Origin of the sequence: Kineococcus sp. TRM81007 (assembly GCF_022669155.1) — a bacterium.
In the GTDB taxonomy this organism is placed as follows: domain Bacteria; phylum Actinomycetota; class Actinomycetes; order Actinomycetales; family Kineococcaceae; genus Kineococcus.
This window is the reverse complement of record NZ_JALBVB010000023.1, coordinates 84,843-98,935: the sequence shown is the minus strand read 5'-3', so window position 1 is coordinate 98,935 and position 14,093 is coordinate 84,843. Positions and strand designations below refer to the sequence as shown.

Annotated in this window: 12 protein-coding genes; 6 read left to right on the top strand and 6 right to left on the bottom strand. The window is 74.1% G+C overall.

Annotated features, from left to right (window positions below; translation table 11 throughout):
- Window positions 1–198: 198 nt before the first annotated feature.
- Window positions 199–1,038, top strand: coding sequence for an alpha/beta fold hydrolase (locus MN205_RS01190; protein WP_242123511.1), 840 nt, complete (start codon window positions 199–201; stop codon window positions 1,036–1,038).
- Window positions 1,029–2,792 (top strand): EAL domain-containing protein, encoded by a 1,764-nt coding sequence (locus MN205_RS01185; RefSeq protein WP_242123509.1) that lies wholly within the window; start codon window positions 1,029–1,031, stop codon window positions 2,790–2,792. The genes MN205_RS01190 and MN205_RS01185 overlap by 10 nt, the downstream gene beginning before the upstream one ends.
- A gap of 7 nt (window positions 2,793–2,799) precedes the next feature.
- Here MN205_RS01185 and MN205_RS01180 read toward each other — a convergent pair whose 3' ends face one another.
- The 6 genes from MN205_RS01180 to MN205_RS01155 all read right to left on the bottom strand — a co-directional run bounded on the left by MN205_RS01180 (window position 2,800) and on the right by MN205_RS01155 (window position 9,577).
- Window positions 2,800–3,639, bottom strand: a complete 840-nt coding sequence (locus MN205_RS01180; RefSeq protein WP_242123507.1) for an ABC transporter ATP-binding protein — start codon at window positions 3,637–3,639, stop codon at window positions 2,800–2,802.
- A 25-nt stretch (window positions 3,640–3,664) separates the two neighbouring features.
- Window positions 3,665–4,555 (bottom strand): ABC transporter permease, encoded by an 891-nt coding sequence (locus MN205_RS01175; protein WP_242123505.1) that lies wholly within the window; start codon window positions 4,553–4,555, stop codon window positions 3,665–3,667.
- A 29-nt stretch (window positions 4,556–4,584) separates the two neighbouring features.
- The gene (locus tag MN205_RS01170) at window positions 4,585–5,553 is read right to left on the bottom strand and encodes an ABC transporter substrate-binding protein (RefSeq protein WP_242123503.1); all 969 of its coding nucleotides are present in this window, start codon (window positions 5,551–5,553) and stop codon (window positions 4,585–4,587) included.
- Between the two features lie 54 nt (window positions 5,554–5,607).
- Window positions 5,608–7,356, bottom strand: coding sequence for an allophanate hydrolase (atzF, locus tag MN205_RS01165; protein WP_308220216.1), 1,749 nt, complete (start codon window positions 7,354–7,356; stop codon window positions 5,608–5,610).
- Window positions 7,353–8,075 (bottom strand): GntR family transcriptional regulator, encoded by a 723-nt coding sequence (locus MN205_RS01160; protein ID WP_242123501.1) that lies wholly within the window; start codon window positions 8,073–8,075, stop codon window positions 7,353–7,355. The genes atzF and MN205_RS01160 overlap by 4 nt, the downstream gene beginning before the upstream one ends.
- A gap of 62 nt (window positions 8,076–8,137) precedes the next feature.
- The gene (locus MN205_RS01155; protein WP_242123499.1) at window positions 8,138–9,577 is read right to left on the bottom strand and encodes a PLP-dependent aminotransferase family protein; all 1,440 of its coding nucleotides are present in this window, start codon (window positions 9,575–9,577) and stop codon (window positions 8,138–8,140) included.
- 66 nt (window positions 9,578–9,643) lie between these two features.
- Between MN205_RS01155 and MN205_RS01150 the strand changes: the two genes are divergently transcribed.
- The 4 genes from MN205_RS01150 to MN205_RS01135 all read left to right on the top strand — a co-directional run bounded on the left by MN205_RS01150 (window position 9,644) and on the right by MN205_RS01135 (window position 14,018).
- On the top strand, window positions 9,644–10,597 hold the full coding sequence (locus MN205_RS01150) for an EamA family transporter (protein WP_242123498.1): 954 nt from the start codon (window positions 9,644–9,646) through the stop codon (window positions 10,595–10,597).
- A 418-nt stretch (window positions 10,598–11,015) separates the two neighbouring features.
- Window positions 11,016–12,101 (top strand): glycine betaine/L-proline ABC transporter ATP-binding protein, encoded by a 1,086-nt coding sequence (locus MN205_RS01145; RefSeq protein ID WP_374115802.1) that lies wholly within the window; start codon window positions 11,016–11,018, stop codon window positions 12,099–12,101.
- Window positions 12,094–13,008: a proline/glycine betaine ABC transporter permease gene (locus MN205_RS01140; RefSeq protein WP_242123493.1), complete on the top strand. Its 915-nt coding sequence runs from the start codon at window positions 12,094–12,096 to the stop codon at window positions 13,006–13,008. The genes MN205_RS01145 and MN205_RS01140 overlap by 8 nt, the downstream gene beginning before the upstream one ends.
- Window positions 13,009–13,106: 98 nt before the next feature.
- A complete protein-coding gene (locus MN205_RS01135; RefSeq protein WP_242123491.1) occupies window positions 13,107–14,018 on the top strand; it encodes a glycine betaine ABC transporter substrate-binding protein in 912 nt (303 codons plus the stop codon).
- Window positions 14,019–14,093: the final 75 nt, after the last annotated feature.

Here is a 14,093-nt window from a genome sequence, read left to right as displayed (position 1 = left end):
CTGGCGGGGTTCGAGGGGGTGGGGCCCACCTGTTCGGGGCCTCACCCGTTCCAACGCTCCCGGCGCTCCGCTGCTTCCCGCGCGCGGGGTTCCGCGGGACGCACCGGGAACCGGGCTCAAGGCCCGGTAGGTGCCTGCCGACACCACGTGGACTGGTCCGACCCCCCGCGCCAGACGTCCCCCGTGGAAGGAACCGGTGTGAGCACCGTCCCCGCTCCCGCAGGCCCGGGCAGCGCGAGCGCGCGCAACGACGTGACCGTGCACGGCCGCCCGGACGGCCCGGTGGTGCTGTTCCTGCACGGTTTCGGGTCGAACCAGGACATGTGGCAGCGGCTGCTGCCCCCCTTCCTCGCGGAGCACCGCGTCGTGCTGCTGGACCAGGCGGGCGCCGGGCGCTTCGACCCGGCCGCCTACGAGCGCGAGAAGTACCGCAGCCTCGACGGGTACGCGGCGGACCTCGCGGAGGTCTGCGAGGAGCTGGACCTGCGCGACGTCGTGGTGGTCGCCCACAGCGTCAGCTCGATGATCGCCGCGCGCACCGCGCTGCGCGTCCCGGAGCGCCTCCGCCAGATCGTGATGATCGCCCCGTCGGCCCGCTACGTCGACGACCCCGCCACCGGCTACGACGGGGGGTTCTCGGCCGAGGACGTCGAGGAACTGCTGGCGTCGCTGGACCACAACTACCTCTCGTGGACCGCGGCCGTCGCCCCCATGATCATGGGGAACCCGGACCGCCCGGAGCTCGGCGAGGAGTTCACCGGCTCGTTCCGCCAGCTCGACCCCTCCACCGCTCGCGACTTCGCGCGGGCCACGTTCCACACCGACTCCCGCGAGCTGCTGACCCGCGTGGGTGTGCCGACCGTCGTGCTGCAGTGCCGCGACGACGCCCTCGCCCCCGACTCGGCGGTCCGGGAGGTCGTGGCCCGGCTCCCGCACGCGACGCTGGTGACGCTGCGGGCGTCCGGGCACTGCCCCCACGTCAGCGAGCCCGCCGAGACGGCGGCGGCGATCCTCGCGCACCTGCCCGCGTGGACGTGACGGCCGCCGCCCCCTCCGCCACCGCGGCACCGGAGGGCACCGGCGACTTCGCGGAACTGTTCGACGACGCCCCCTGCGGGTACCTCACGACGAGCGACGACGGGCGCATCACCCGCGCCAACACCACGTTCCTGGCCTGGTCCGGGTACCGGCGTGAGGACCTGCTGGGCTCGGCGTTCGGGCGCCTGCTGCCGGTGGGTGACCGGATCCTGTGGTCGGCGCACTGCGCTCCTCGGCTCGGCACGACCGGCAGCGTCAGCGAGGTGGTCGTCGAGATCACCGCCGCCGACCGCACGCGCCGACCGGCGCTGATCACCGCCACCCGTGTGCCCGCGCGCGCCGGCGCGGACGCCGAGGTGCGGATCATCGTGTTCAGCGCTCCCGAGCGCCGCGCCCACGAGAAGGCGCTCGTCGCCGCGCTGCACCGCGCCGAGGAGTCCGAGAACCGCCGCGCCGCCGCGGAGGCCGACGCGCGCCGGCGCGCGCTGGAGGACCCCCTGACGGGGTTGTCGAACCGGGCGGGGCTGTCCGTCCGCCTGGAGGCCGCGCTGGCCGAGCCCGGGGCGCGCCCGGCCGTGCTGGTCGTGGACCTGGACCACTTCAACGTCGTCAACGAGAGCCTGGGGACCGCCGCCGGCGACGAGCTCCTGCTGACGGTGGCCGGCCGGTTGCGGGCGGCGGTGCGCGAGGGCGCCACCGTCGCCCGGTTGTCCGCCGACGAGTTCGCGGTCGTCGACGACTGCGGGGACGCCCAGCGGTGCCGCGGCCTGGCCGAGCGGATCCTTCAGGTCCTGACGGTCCCGGTGCTCATCGACGGCCTGGAGATCGTCGCCTCCGCGAGCATCGGCACCGCCGTGGCGACGCCGGGCAGCGACTCCGCTGACCGGCTGCTGCACGACGCCGGCGTGGCGATGCACCGCGCCAAGGCCCGCGGCCGCAACCGCGTCGAGGTGCACGACCCGCACCGCACCGACGAGGCCGTCGACCGCCTGCGCCTGCTGGGGGAACTGCGCCGCGGCATCGCCGGCGGTGAACTGCGCCTGCACTACCAGCCGCGCGTCGGCCTGCGCGACGGCGCCGCGACGGGCGTCGAGGCGCTGGTGCGCTGGCAGCACCCCGAGCGCGGGCTGCTGCCGCCGGCGGCGTTCATCGACCTGGCCGAGCAGTCGGGCCTGGTGCGCGAGCTCGGCGCGTGGGTGCTCGACGCGGCCGTCGCCCAGGCCGCCGCCTGGGCCCGCGACCCGCGGCACGCGACGGTCGAGGTGGCGGTGAACCTGTCCACCCGCCAGCTGACCGACCCGGGCCTGGTGGACGCGGTGACGGCGGTGCTGACCCGCCACGGCCTGGCGGCGGACCTGCTGGTCCTGGAGGTGACCGAGACGGCGCTGGTGACCGACCCGGACGCGGCGGCGGCGACGCTGGCGGCGCTGAAGGCGCTCGGCGTCGGCATCGCCGTGGACGACTTCGGCACCGGGTACGCGAGCCTGACGTACCTGCAGCGCTTCCCCGTCGACGAGCTGAAGATCGACCGCTCGTTCGTCACGGGCCTGGGGGTGAACGACGGCGACACCGCGATCGTGCGCACGTGCGTGCAGCTCGCCCACGCGGTGGGGGTGCGCGCGGTCGCCGAGGGCGTGGAGACGCGCGAGCAGCTCGACGCCCTCGTGGAGATGGGGTGCGACTTCGTGCAGGGGTACTTCTTCTCCCGTCCGCTGGAACCCGACGCGCTGCAGGAGTGGGCCCGGGCGCGCTGAGGGCCGGTCAGGACGCCACCGGCACACCACCGGAGCTGCGGGGTGCCGGAGCGGTGGCGTTGGGCAGGTGGATCAGCCGGTCGATGCGGCGCTTGAGCTCGTTGAAGGCCTCACCGGTCACGTCCCGCGGTTCGGGGAGGCCGATCTCGACCACTTCGCGCACGTACCCGGAGTTCCCGTGGGAGGTGCCGCCGGCCATGACCACGACCCGGTCGGCGAGGTAGACGGCCTCCTCGACGCTGTGCGTCACGAACACGACGGTGGTTCCGGTCTCGCGGTGGATGCGCTTGAGCTCGCGCTGCAGCGAGGAGCGGGTCAGCGCGTCCAGCGCGCCGAACGGCTCGTCCATGAGCAGGACGGCGGGCTGGTTGGCCAGGACCCGGGCGATGGCGACGCGCTGCTGCATCCCGCCCGAGAGCTGCTGGGGGAAGGACGAGGCGAGGCGGCTGAGCCCCACCGTCTCCAGCGCCCGCTCCGTGCGGGCGGTGACCTCCCGCTTGGCGAGCCGGGCCTGGCGGGGCCCGTAGGCGACGTTCTCCGCGACGGTCAGCCAGGGGAAGAGACCGTAGTCCTGGAAGACCACGCCCCGCTCGGGGCCCGGCCCGCGCACCGGTTCGGTCGACACGGTGACCTGCCCGGCGGTGGCGTCCTCGAAACCCGCGAGGATGCGCAGCAGGGTCGACTTGCCGCAGCCGCTGGCACCGACGACGCAGACGAACTCGCCGGCGGCGATGTCGAGGTCCACGCCGGCCATGGCCGGGCTCGACGTGCCGGGGTACTGCTTGACCAGCGCTCGGACGCTGATGTCCGCCGGACGGGCCGGACGGGGTGTGCCGATCTTCACCATCGTGGTCTCCGGGGTTCGGGCGGGCTCAGGGGTTGACGAGGGGGCGTCGTCCGGCGACGAGCCGGACCAGCAGCACGAGCAGCCGGTCGGCGAGGAAACCGGCCAGGCCGATGACGACCATCCCGCAGATGATGAGGTCGGTGCGCGACTGGTCGCGCGCCTGGGTGATCATCGCGCCGAGGCCGACGTTGATGCCGACGGTCTCGCCGACGACCAGGATGACCCACGCCAGCCCGAGCGCGATCCTCAGGCCGCTGACGATGCTGGGCACGGCGGCGGGCAGGACGACCTTGTACAGGGCCTGGACCGCGGGCGTGCCGAGCATCGCGGCCGCTTCCAGCAGGCGCTGCGGGACCTGGCGGACACCGGTGATGGTGTTCAGCAGGACGGGGAAGAAGGCGGCCAGGAACACCAGGAAGATGGTGGACCGGTCCCCGAAGCCGATGATGAGCAGGGACAGCGGGGCCCAGGCGGTCACGGGGATGGGCCGCACCAGGTTGATCGTCGGTTCCAGCATCCGGAACAGCACGCTGGAGCGGCCCATCACGATGCCCAGGGGCACGGCGAGCACGACGGCCAGCAGAAAACCCTGCACCACGCGCAGGCTGCTGGCGTACAGGTGGATCCACAGGGTCCGGCTGTAGGAGTCCTCGACCAGGCCGCCGAAGGCCAGGTCGGCGAGACGGCGCGCCACCTGCAGCGGCTCGGGCAGGAAACCCATCTGGATGCCCAGCGGCAGCGTCCACGCCCCGGCCACGCCGCGGTCCCACAGCAGCAGCAGGACGACGGGCACGGGCACGGCGAGCAACCAGGTGCGCCACGGCGGGCGGCGCCCGCTGCGGGGGCGCTCGCCGCCGGCGGGTGCGGTGGACGCGGTGGGAGGAGGGCTGACGGCGGCGGTCGTGCTGGTGCTCATGGTTCCTCCGGGCTCGGTCGGCGGTCGGTTCAGCCCGCGAACTCGCTGGAGTCCACGAAGGTGGTGTCGAAGATCGCCTCGCGATCCGGCTGGGACGGCAGCTGGTCGAAGGCGACCATCTCGTCGGCCAGGGCGGAGACCTGGTCGCGGTACTCCTGCGGCAGGTCCCAGCGCGGCCAGATGTTCTGCGTGGACGTCTCCACCACGGCCCGGTCGATGCCGAAGGTGTCCACCACCCCGTCGACCCAGTCCTGGCGGTCCGCCTCGATGTGCTCGGTGGCCTGGATGTGGGCGTCGACGACGTCCTGCACCGTGGCGGGGTCGTCCTCGATGGTGCCCTGCGCGGTCATCAGGACGATGTTGACCTTCGCCACCGGCGACTCGTACGGCGACAGGACGTCGTGCGCACCGGCCTGCTTGGCGATCGACGGCCCCAGCTCGGCGCTGGAGAACGCGTCGATCTGCCCGGTGGCCATCGCGTCGGCCATGTCGGAGAACGGCAGGTTGACCAGTTCCACGTCCGCGTCGGGGTCGATCCCCTGCTCCCGCAGGGCCAGCTTGAGCAGGATCTCCTGCGAAGCGCCGCGGGGGTACCCGATCCGCTTGCCCCGAAGGTCCTCCGGCGACTGCACCTCGGGGGTGGCCACGATGCCGGTGCCCCCGTCGGCGGAGGAGGCGATGACCCGCACCTGCTGACCGGCGGCCACCCCGGCCAGCGCGGAGGGGGCGCCGGCCACCCCGAAGTCGACGGCGCCGGAGACGACGGCGTTCTTGATGTCGGTGGAGCTGTCGAACAGCACCACCTCCACGTCGGTGCCCTCGGGGGCGAACTCCTCGTAGAAGTACGGGGTGTACAGGTGGGGCTGCCCGCGCAGGGTGCCGACGGTGACGGTGCCCTCCTCCTGGGCGGCGCCTGTGGTGCTGGTGGGCGCCGCGCAGGCGCTCACCAGGACGGTCAGGCCCGCGATGGCGGCGGCGGAGCGGAGAGTGGTGCGCACGGTGGGGCCTCCGGGGGCGATCGGGGAGGGGCGGGGTGGAGGTGGTCGGGGTGTTCAGGCGGGCTGCAGAGCGGGGTCGGCGCCGGGGGCGTCGACCGGGCGGTGCCGGGCGGTGAGGTGCGCCAGCCACCCGCCGGAGGCGGTGATGTCCTCCTCGCGGCCCGTGGGCTGGCCGGTGAAGCCGAGGACCTGCCGGCCGTCGGCCAGGTCCACGCGCCCGAGCGCCAACGGGCGCGGCAGCGTCGTCAGCAGTTCCCCCAGGGCCTGGGTGCTCAGCAGCCAGAGCTCGCCGGGCAGTTCCGCGCCGGTACCGGGGGCGACCCGGGAGACGAGGGGTTTGGCGGGCGTGCCGGGCAGGGCGTGCATCCGGTAGTCGCCGGTGGTGCGGATCGAGCCGTCGAAGCGGGCTCCCAGTGCCTGGAGCTGGGTGTTGAGGGGCTGCCCGCGCAGGTGCGCCCCGAAGACGGCCAGCGGTACCGCTTCGTCGAAGACCTGTGCGGTGGGCACGTCCATCAGGCGCGCGGCCAGGTCGACGGCCACCTGGTCCTCGAAGGCACGGGTGACGACGCTGACCCCGAACAACCCTTCCCCGGGGACGTGGGCGGCCGGGACGGCGACAGCGGCCATGTCCATGAGGTTGACGAAGTTCGTGTAGGTGCCCAGTCGCGCGTTGACAACCAGGGGATCGGCCTGCACGTCCTCGATCAGCGGGTGCTCGGGGGCGGTGGGCAGCAGCAGTGCGGTGACGCCGTCCATCAGGCGGCGGCCCGCTGCGGTCAGCTCCAGCAGCTCCTGCTGGGCGGCGACGACGTCCACCCCGCTGACGCGACCGGCGCGCTCGGCGATGGAGGCGACGCTGGGATCGGCACCGTCGGGGTTCTCGGCCAGGAAGCGCCCGAAGGAGTAGGCGCGCTCGGCGACGAGGCCCCCGTCGTAGAGCAGGCGCGCCGCCCGCAGGAACACCGTCAGGTCGACCTCCCGCAGCACCGCACCGGTGGACTCGGCGCGCCGGCACGCGGCCGCGAACGCCTCGCGCAGCGCCGGCGACAGCGCACTGAGGTCCTCCGCGCGCGGAACCCCCACCACGGGGCGCTCCGGGGCGGCCAACGGGGCGCTCGCCGGCCACGGGCGGCTGTGCGCGTCGAGGTCGCTGGGCCCGGCCATCGTGCGCGTCACGGTCGCCGCCAGGGCCAGGTCGCGGGCGAAGACGGTGGCGGTGTCGTACGACGGGCACGCGGGCAGCACCCCGTCGGCGGGGACCAGTCCGAGGGTGGGCTTCACGCCGACGATCCCGTTGAAGGCGGCCGGCACCCGCCCGGACCCGGCGGTGTCGGTGCCGACGGCGAAGTCCACGAGCCCCGCGCCCACGGCGGCGCCGGACCCGGCGCTGGAGCCACCGGAGACCCGCTGGGGTTCGACGGCGCTGCGCACGACGCCGTAGGGGCTGCGCGTGCCGACCAGGCCGGTGGCGAACTGGTCCAGGTTCGTCTTGCCGACGAGGACGGCACCGGCGTCCAGCAGGCGCTGCACGGCGGTCGCGGTGCGCTCGGCGACGCGACGGAAACCCGGGTGCGCCGCCGTCGTCGGCAGCCCGGCGACGTCGATGTTGTCCTTGACGGCGAAGACGTACCCGGCCAGCGGTCGCTGCTCACCGCGGGCGAGGTCGTCCTCCACCTCGCGCGCCCGCTCGAGGGCGGCCTCCTCGTCGAGGAGGGTGATCCAGACGTTCGGGTCGCCGTCGACGGCGATGCGCTGGTACGCGGTGCGCACCGCCCGGGTCGGCGAAGGGTCAGGTGTGGTCACGGGTGGTGCTCCTGGTGGTCGCGGGCCATGCGGGTCATGGCGAGGGACTGGGCGGCGCGGGCCATGACGACCTGCTGCGACGCTCCGACGTGCCGGCGCAGCCGTTCCAGCGCAGCGGGGAGCCGGCCGGAGAGGAGGAGTTCGGCGATCTCGACGTGCTCGGCGATCGTCGCGGTCATGCGGTCCTCGGTCAGGTAGTCGTGCATGCGCACCGAGCGGATGCGCCCGTTGACGGTGCTCAGCGCCTGCACGAGCTGCTCGTTGCCGGCGGAGCGCAGCAGCGTGACGTGGAACCTCTCGTCGTGGGTGACGAACCCGGCGTCCGGTGCGGGAGGCTGTTCCCGCAGCGTGTACCACCGGTGCAGTTCCGGTTCCAGGACGGCACGGTCGTGCTTGATGGTGGGGTCCTCGATGGCGCGCTCGACACCGCGCCGCTCCAGCGTGATCCGCAGCTCGTACAACCCGGTGAGCTCGGCGTGGCTGGGGGTGTAGACGAAGAGGGTGCTCCCCCGCTTCACGAGGAGCCCGTCCGCCTGCAGGCGGGCGAGAGCGTCGCGCACGGGGGTGCGTGACACCTGCATGCGCTCGGCGATGCGCTCCTCGGTCAGCGGCTCGAACGGCGACCACAGGCCCGTCATGACCTCGTCGCGCAGTTCGCGGTAGACGCGCGCCCGGGCCGGCTCCTTGCGGCCTCGAACGGGAGCCGCTGCTGTGTCCATGCCTGGATACACTGCTGCATCCATCTTTCGGTCCGGTTAACCGCTGTGACGCTCGTGTTACGTCACGGACGGGCGGCGGTGACGAGCGGCGCGATCCGGCGCACCGCCTCCACCAGAGCGTCGGGCGTGGTCGCCGCGTACCCCAGCAGCAACCCGGGCGGCCCCGGCCGCACCCGGTGCCACGACAACGGGTGCACGAGGACCCCCACCCCGGCGGCGCGCACGGCGAGCTCCACGTCGCTGCCGGGTTCCCGGTGCGGCAGCGTCACGAGCAGGTGCAACCCGGCCGCGACCCCCTCGACCCGTGCCGCGGGAAGGTGGCGGTGCAGCGCCGCCAGCAGCGCGTCCCGGCGGGCGCGCTGGCGGGCCCGGACCCGACGCACGTGGCGTTCCAGGTCACCGGCGGCGATGAGCTCGGCGAGCACGAGTTGCGGCAGGGCGGGGTTGCCGAGGTCGGCGGCGTGCTTGGCCGCCACCAGGTCGCCCCGCAACCGGTGCGGTGCGACGAGCCAGCCGATGCGCGCCCCGGGAGCCAGGGTCTTCGAGGTGCTGCCGGTGCAGGCGACGTGCTCGGGGGCGGAGGCGTGCAGCGCCGGCACGGGTGCCCGGTCGTAGCGGTGCTCGGCGTCGTAGTCGTCCTCGACGACGAGGTTCCCGCCGCGCGCCCACTCCAGCAGTTCGCGGCGGCGCTGCGGCGCGAGCACCACCCCGGTGGGGAACTGGTGCGCGGGCGTGAGCAGCACCGCCTCCACCCCGCTGCGCGCGAGCGCGTCGACGCGCGCGCCGTGCCCGTCCACCGGGACGGGTTCGAGCTGCAACCCCCAGTGCGCCAGGGCTTCGCGGGCGCCGCGCGCCCCGGGGTCCTCCACACCGATCCGCGTCACGCCCCGGGCGCGCAGGACCTGCGCGAGCAGCGCGAGGGACTGCGCGACGCCCGCGACCACGAGCACGTCCTCGGCACCGACGCGCATCCCGCGGGTGCGGGCCAGCCAGCCGGCGAGTTCACCGCGCAACCGGGGGTGGCCGCGCGGGTCGCCGTAGCCGAGGTCGGCGCCGGTGGCCTCGCGCAGCACGGTCCGCTCGGCGCGCAGCCACGCCGCGCGCGGGAACGCCGCCACGTCGGGCACGCCCGGTGCGAGGTCGAACTCCACGCCCGTCGTGGGCGGTGGCGGCCCAGGTTCGGCGGGAACCCCCGGCGGGGTGGGGTTCGCTCCCGCCAGCACCCGCGTCGCCGACCCGGTGCGGGCGGCGACGAGCCCCTCGTCGGCCAGGCGCCGGTACACCTCCACGACCACCCCGCGCGAGACGCCCAGGTCGCCGGCGAGCACCCGGGTGGGCGGCAGCGCGTCACCCGGCGCGAGACGCCCCTCGGCCACCGCCTCCCGCAGCCGCCGCACCAGTTCCTCGGTGATCCGCCCGCGCGGCACGGAACGGACGTCCAGGGACAGGAAGTCGGCGCCCGCCCCGTCCACCCGCGCTCCCGTCCCGCTCCGCTCGACCACTGGTCCACTCGACCCGCTCGCGATCGGACCTGTCGAGGGGTCCACCGCGCGGCCAGCATCCCACTCGTGACCTCCTCCCCCGCCTGCCTGTCCCCCGCCCCTCCCCGCAGCACCCGGCGGTGGTCCGCGGTGCTCGCCGGTGCGGCCGCGATGGCCCTGGTCGGCAGCAGCACCGCCGTGTCGGGCGTCCTGGTCGACGCACCGCTGTGGACGGCCCAGGCCCTGCGGTACGCGGTGGCGTCCCTGCTGCTGCTCGCCGCCGCCCGCGCGAGCGGGCAGCGCCTGCACCGCCCGCGCGGGGCGGAGTGGGCCTGGCTGGCGGGGGTCTGCGCGGTCGGGCTGGTGGTGTTCAACGTGGCGCTGGTGCGCGGCGCCGCGCACGCCGAGCCCGTGGTGATCGGCGTCGCCGTGGCCGGGGTCCCGCTGCTGCTGGCGCTGATCGGGCCGCTGCTGGAACGGCGGCGACCGGGACCCCGCACCGTGGCGGCGGCCGCGGTCGTCACCGGTGGGGCGGTGCTCGTGCAGGGTTTCGGCCGAAGCGACGCCACCGGGCTGGCGTGGGCGCTGCTGGTGCTGGCGTGCGAGGCGGGTTTCACGCTGCTGGCCGTGCCGGTGCTCGCACGGCACGGCGCGTGGGGCGTGTCGGTGCACGCGACGTGGCTGGCGGCGCTCGCGTTCGGCGCGCTCGCCCTGGTGGTCGACGGCCCGGCTGCCGTGCTCGCTCTCACGGCTGCGGACCTGCTCGCCACGGCCCACCTCGCCGTCGGGGTCACCGCGGTGGCGTTCGTGCTCTGGTACTCCGCCGTGCGGCGCCTCGGTGCGGGCCGGTCCGGACTGCTCACCGGGGTGGCCCCGGTGGCGGCCGCGGGCAGCGGGGTGCTGCTGGTCGGGGCGGTGCCCGGGGTGGTGGTGTGGGCGGGAGTGGTGGTGGTGGCCGGCGGCCTGGTGCTGGGTCTCGCGCCACGCCGTTTCCTGCCCGTCGACCTCACCAAACCGGTCACTATGAGCAATGATTCTTGAACGTGGAGTGCCCATCTTGTCCGGACGGCGCAGTTCCCCCACCCGGGGAGGCGAGGATCGGCCGGCGCGCACCGACCGGACGCGTCGTTCGACAAGCGTTGCGGTACAGCGCCTCTCTAGGACACCGAAGATGATTCCGCCCGGCGAACCGACCGATCGTTACCAATACGAGACCACCCGAGGTTGGTGAGGGGATCAGCCCTCGATTAGCGTCGGGAGCCGGACCGCGACACCCCGACGGTGTCGCAGGAGTGGTGGGCCGGGGTGGGACGCCCCGCCGGTGCCCCGCGGGCTCGAGCGCCAGAGCGTTCGCCCCAGGGGGCGCGCCGCGGTGGTCCGCTGCGTCCGGGCACGCGCCCGTCGGCTGGGGCCGGCGCGGTGGTGCGCCCGGCGCGGGACGAGGTCGACGAGAGAGGTGATCGTGCCGGCGGTACGTGCACGCGGCTTGTTCAAGGTGTTCGGGCGCAGACCGGCGGCGGCCGTCGACCGGTTGCGCGAAGGTGCGTCCTTGGCGGACGTCCGCCGCACGGGAGCTTCCCCCGCCGTCATCGACGTCGACCTGCAGGTGGAACCCGGCGAGATCTTCGTCGTGATGGGCCTGTCCGGTTCGGGCAAGTCCACCCTCATCCGGATGCTCAACGGGCTGCTGGAACCCACCGCCGGGACGGTCCACGTCGGTGGTGACGAACTCACCGGGCTGGACGACCGCGGCCTGCGCAAGCTGCGCCAGGAACGCATGAGCATGGTCTTCCAGCACTTCGCCCTCCTGCCGCACCGCAGCGTCCTGGACAACGCGGCCTACGCCCTGGAGGTCCGGGGCGTCGACCGCCGGGAGAGGCACCGCACCGCCCGCGAGGCGCTCGAGCGCGTCGGGCTGGGGCAGCGCGCCGACAGCTCTCCGGCACAACTGTCCGGCGGGATGCAGCAGCGCGTGGGGCTGGCGCGCGCGCTGGCGGCCGGTACCGACCTCATGCTCATGGACGAGGCCTTCAGCGCGCTCGACCCGCTGATCCGACGGGAGATGCAGGACGAACTGCTCGGCCTGCAGCGCGAGCTCGGCAAGACGATCGTGTTCATCACCCACGACCTCAACGAGGCCATGCGCCTCGGCGACCGCGTCATGGTGATGCGCGACGGGCGAGTCGTGCAGGTCGGCGCACCGCAGGAGATCCTCGACTCGCCCGCCGACGACTACGTCGCGCAGTTCCTCGCCGACGTCGACCGCGGCCGGGTCTTCACCGCCGCGGACGTCATGACCCCGTTCGTGGGCGACGTCCACGCTGAGGCCCAGCGGGTCGGTGCCACCACACCGGTGGCCGACCTGCTCCAGCTCGCAGCGCAGAGCACCCACCCGCTCCTCGTCGTCGACGGCGCCGGCCCGCCCGTCGGCCGCATCACCGCCTCGGACCTGCTCGCCGCGCTCAGCGGCGCGGCGGGCACCGGTCGCGGCCTCGCGGCCGGCGACCACGACCGCTCCACCGAGAAGGAGGGCTCCCGTGGCTGACGCCGAGGGAACGCTGATCCCGCGCATCCCCGTCGGCGACGCCGTCGAGACCGTCTTCGACTGGGTGACCGACAACTTCGAGCCCGTCTTCGACGCCGTGTCGACGGCCACCGAGTGGACCGTCGAGGGGATCACCGCCGGCCTGCTCGTCCTGCCGGCCCTCGTGCTGGCCGCCCTGCTGGCGCTGCTCGGGGCCCTCGTCCGCTCGGTCGGTTTCGCCGTCGCGTCGTTCGCCGGGCTGCTGCTGGTCATCAGCATGGGCCTGTGGACGCAGGCGATGCAGACGCTTGCGCTCATCCTCACCGCCGCCGTCATCGCCACGGTGATCGCCGTGCCCGTCGGGGTGCTCGCCGCCCGGAACCCCCGGGTGAGCGCGGTGGTGAAACCCGTGCTCGACTTCATGCAGACGATGCCGGCGTTCGTCTACCTCGTGCCCGCCGTCGTCCTGTTCGGCATCGGGCTCGTCCCCGGTGTCATCGTCACCGTCATCTTCGCCCTCCCGCCGGGAGTCCGGCTGACGGAACTGGGCATCCGGCAGGTCGACCAGGAGGTCGTCGAGGCGGGTCACGCGTTCGGCAGTTCCCCGTGGCAGGTCCTGCGCGGGATCCAGCTGCCGCTCGCGCTGCCCACCATCATGGCCGGGATCAACCAGGTCATCATGCTGGCGCTGTCCATGGCGGTCATCGCCGGGCTCATCGGCGCCGAGGGCCTCGGCTCGGAGGTCACCGCCGCCATCTCCCGCCTGAACATCGGCCAGGGCGTCGAGGCCGGGCTGTCCGTGGTCGTCCTCGCCATCTACCTGGACAGGCTCACCGCCTCCTTCAACAGCGGCGGCGGCCTGCTCGGCCGGGCGCGCGCCCGGCGCGACCTCGAGCCCGTCGAACCGGTCACCACGACCACGGCCTGACGTCCCGGGGAGGGACGGCCCCGCGCCGCGCCCCCACCCGATCCACCGCGCGTGCGCACCCGCGCACGCGGCCGTCGAAGAAGAGGAACCACCCACCGATGACGAAGTTCACGCGCTCCTCCCGCGTCGCCGCAGGGCTCATCGCCCTGGGGCTGACCGCCACCGCCTGCGGTGGCGATGAGGCCGACACCGCTGCCACCACCGGCACCGACGCCGCGGGCGGTGGCACCGTCACCCTCGGCTTCCTGCCCGGCTGGACCGACGGCCTGAGCACCGCGTACCTGTGGGAGAACGTCCTCGAGTCCGAGGGGTACACCGTGGAGATGACGGAGCTGTCCGACGCGGCCCCGCTGTACGCGGGCCTCGCCGGCGGCGACGTCGACGTCTACCCCTCCGGCTGGCCGCAGGTCACGCACGCCAGCTACATGGAGGAGTACGGCGAGGACATCGAGGACCTCGGGGCCTGGTACGAGGGGGCCGTCCTGACCATGGCGGTCCCGGAGTACACCGACATCACCTCCATCGAGGAGCTGCCCGCCAACGTCGACCGCTTCGGCGGCCGCATCGTCGGCATCGAGCCCGGCGCCGGGCTGACCGAGCAGGTGCAGGAGGTGGCCATCCCCGAGTACGGGCTGGAGGACTACCAGCTGCAGACGTCGTCGACGGCGGCGATGCTCGCCGAGCTGCAGTCCGCCACCGAGGCCCAGGAGGACATCGTCGTCACGCTGTGGCGGCCGTTCTGGGCGAACAGCTCGTTCCCCGTGAAGGACCTCGAGGACCCGAAGGGCGCCATGGGCGAGCCGGAGACCCTCAACAGCCTCGCGCGCGCCGGCTTCTCCGAGGAGATGCCCGAGGTGGCGGAGATGATGTCGAACTTCTCGCTGACCGACGAGCAGTACGGGTCGCTGGAGGACACCGTCGTCAACGAGTACGGCGAGGGCCGCTACGCCGAGGGCGTCCAGGCCTGGCTGGACGAGAACCCCGACTTCGTGGAGTCGCTGCAGGGCTGACCCGCACCGGTCGCGGGCCGGCGCCGGCGGAACCGCCGGACCGCGCCCGCGCCGCTCCCCTCGCCCCGCTGCACC

Bases quoted from the DNA above. Each gene is read 5' to 3' on its own strand.
- MN205_RS01180 (WP_242123507.1), bottom strand. From the start codon at position 3,639: ATGGTGAAGATCGGCACACCCCGTCCGGCCCGTCCGGCGGACATCAGC.
- MN205_RS01175 (WP_242123505.1), bottom strand. From the start codon at position 4,555: ATGAGCACCAGCACGACCGCCGCCGTCAGCCCTCCTCCCACCGCGTCC.
- MN205_RS01160 (WP_242123501.1), bottom strand. From the start codon at position 8,075: ATGGACACAGCAGCGGCTCCCGTTCGAGGCCGCAAGGAGCCGGCCCGG.
- MN205_RS01135 (WP_242123491.1), top strand. From the start codon at position 13,107: ATGACGAAGTTCACGCGCTCCTCCCGCGTCGCCGCAGGGCTCATCGCC.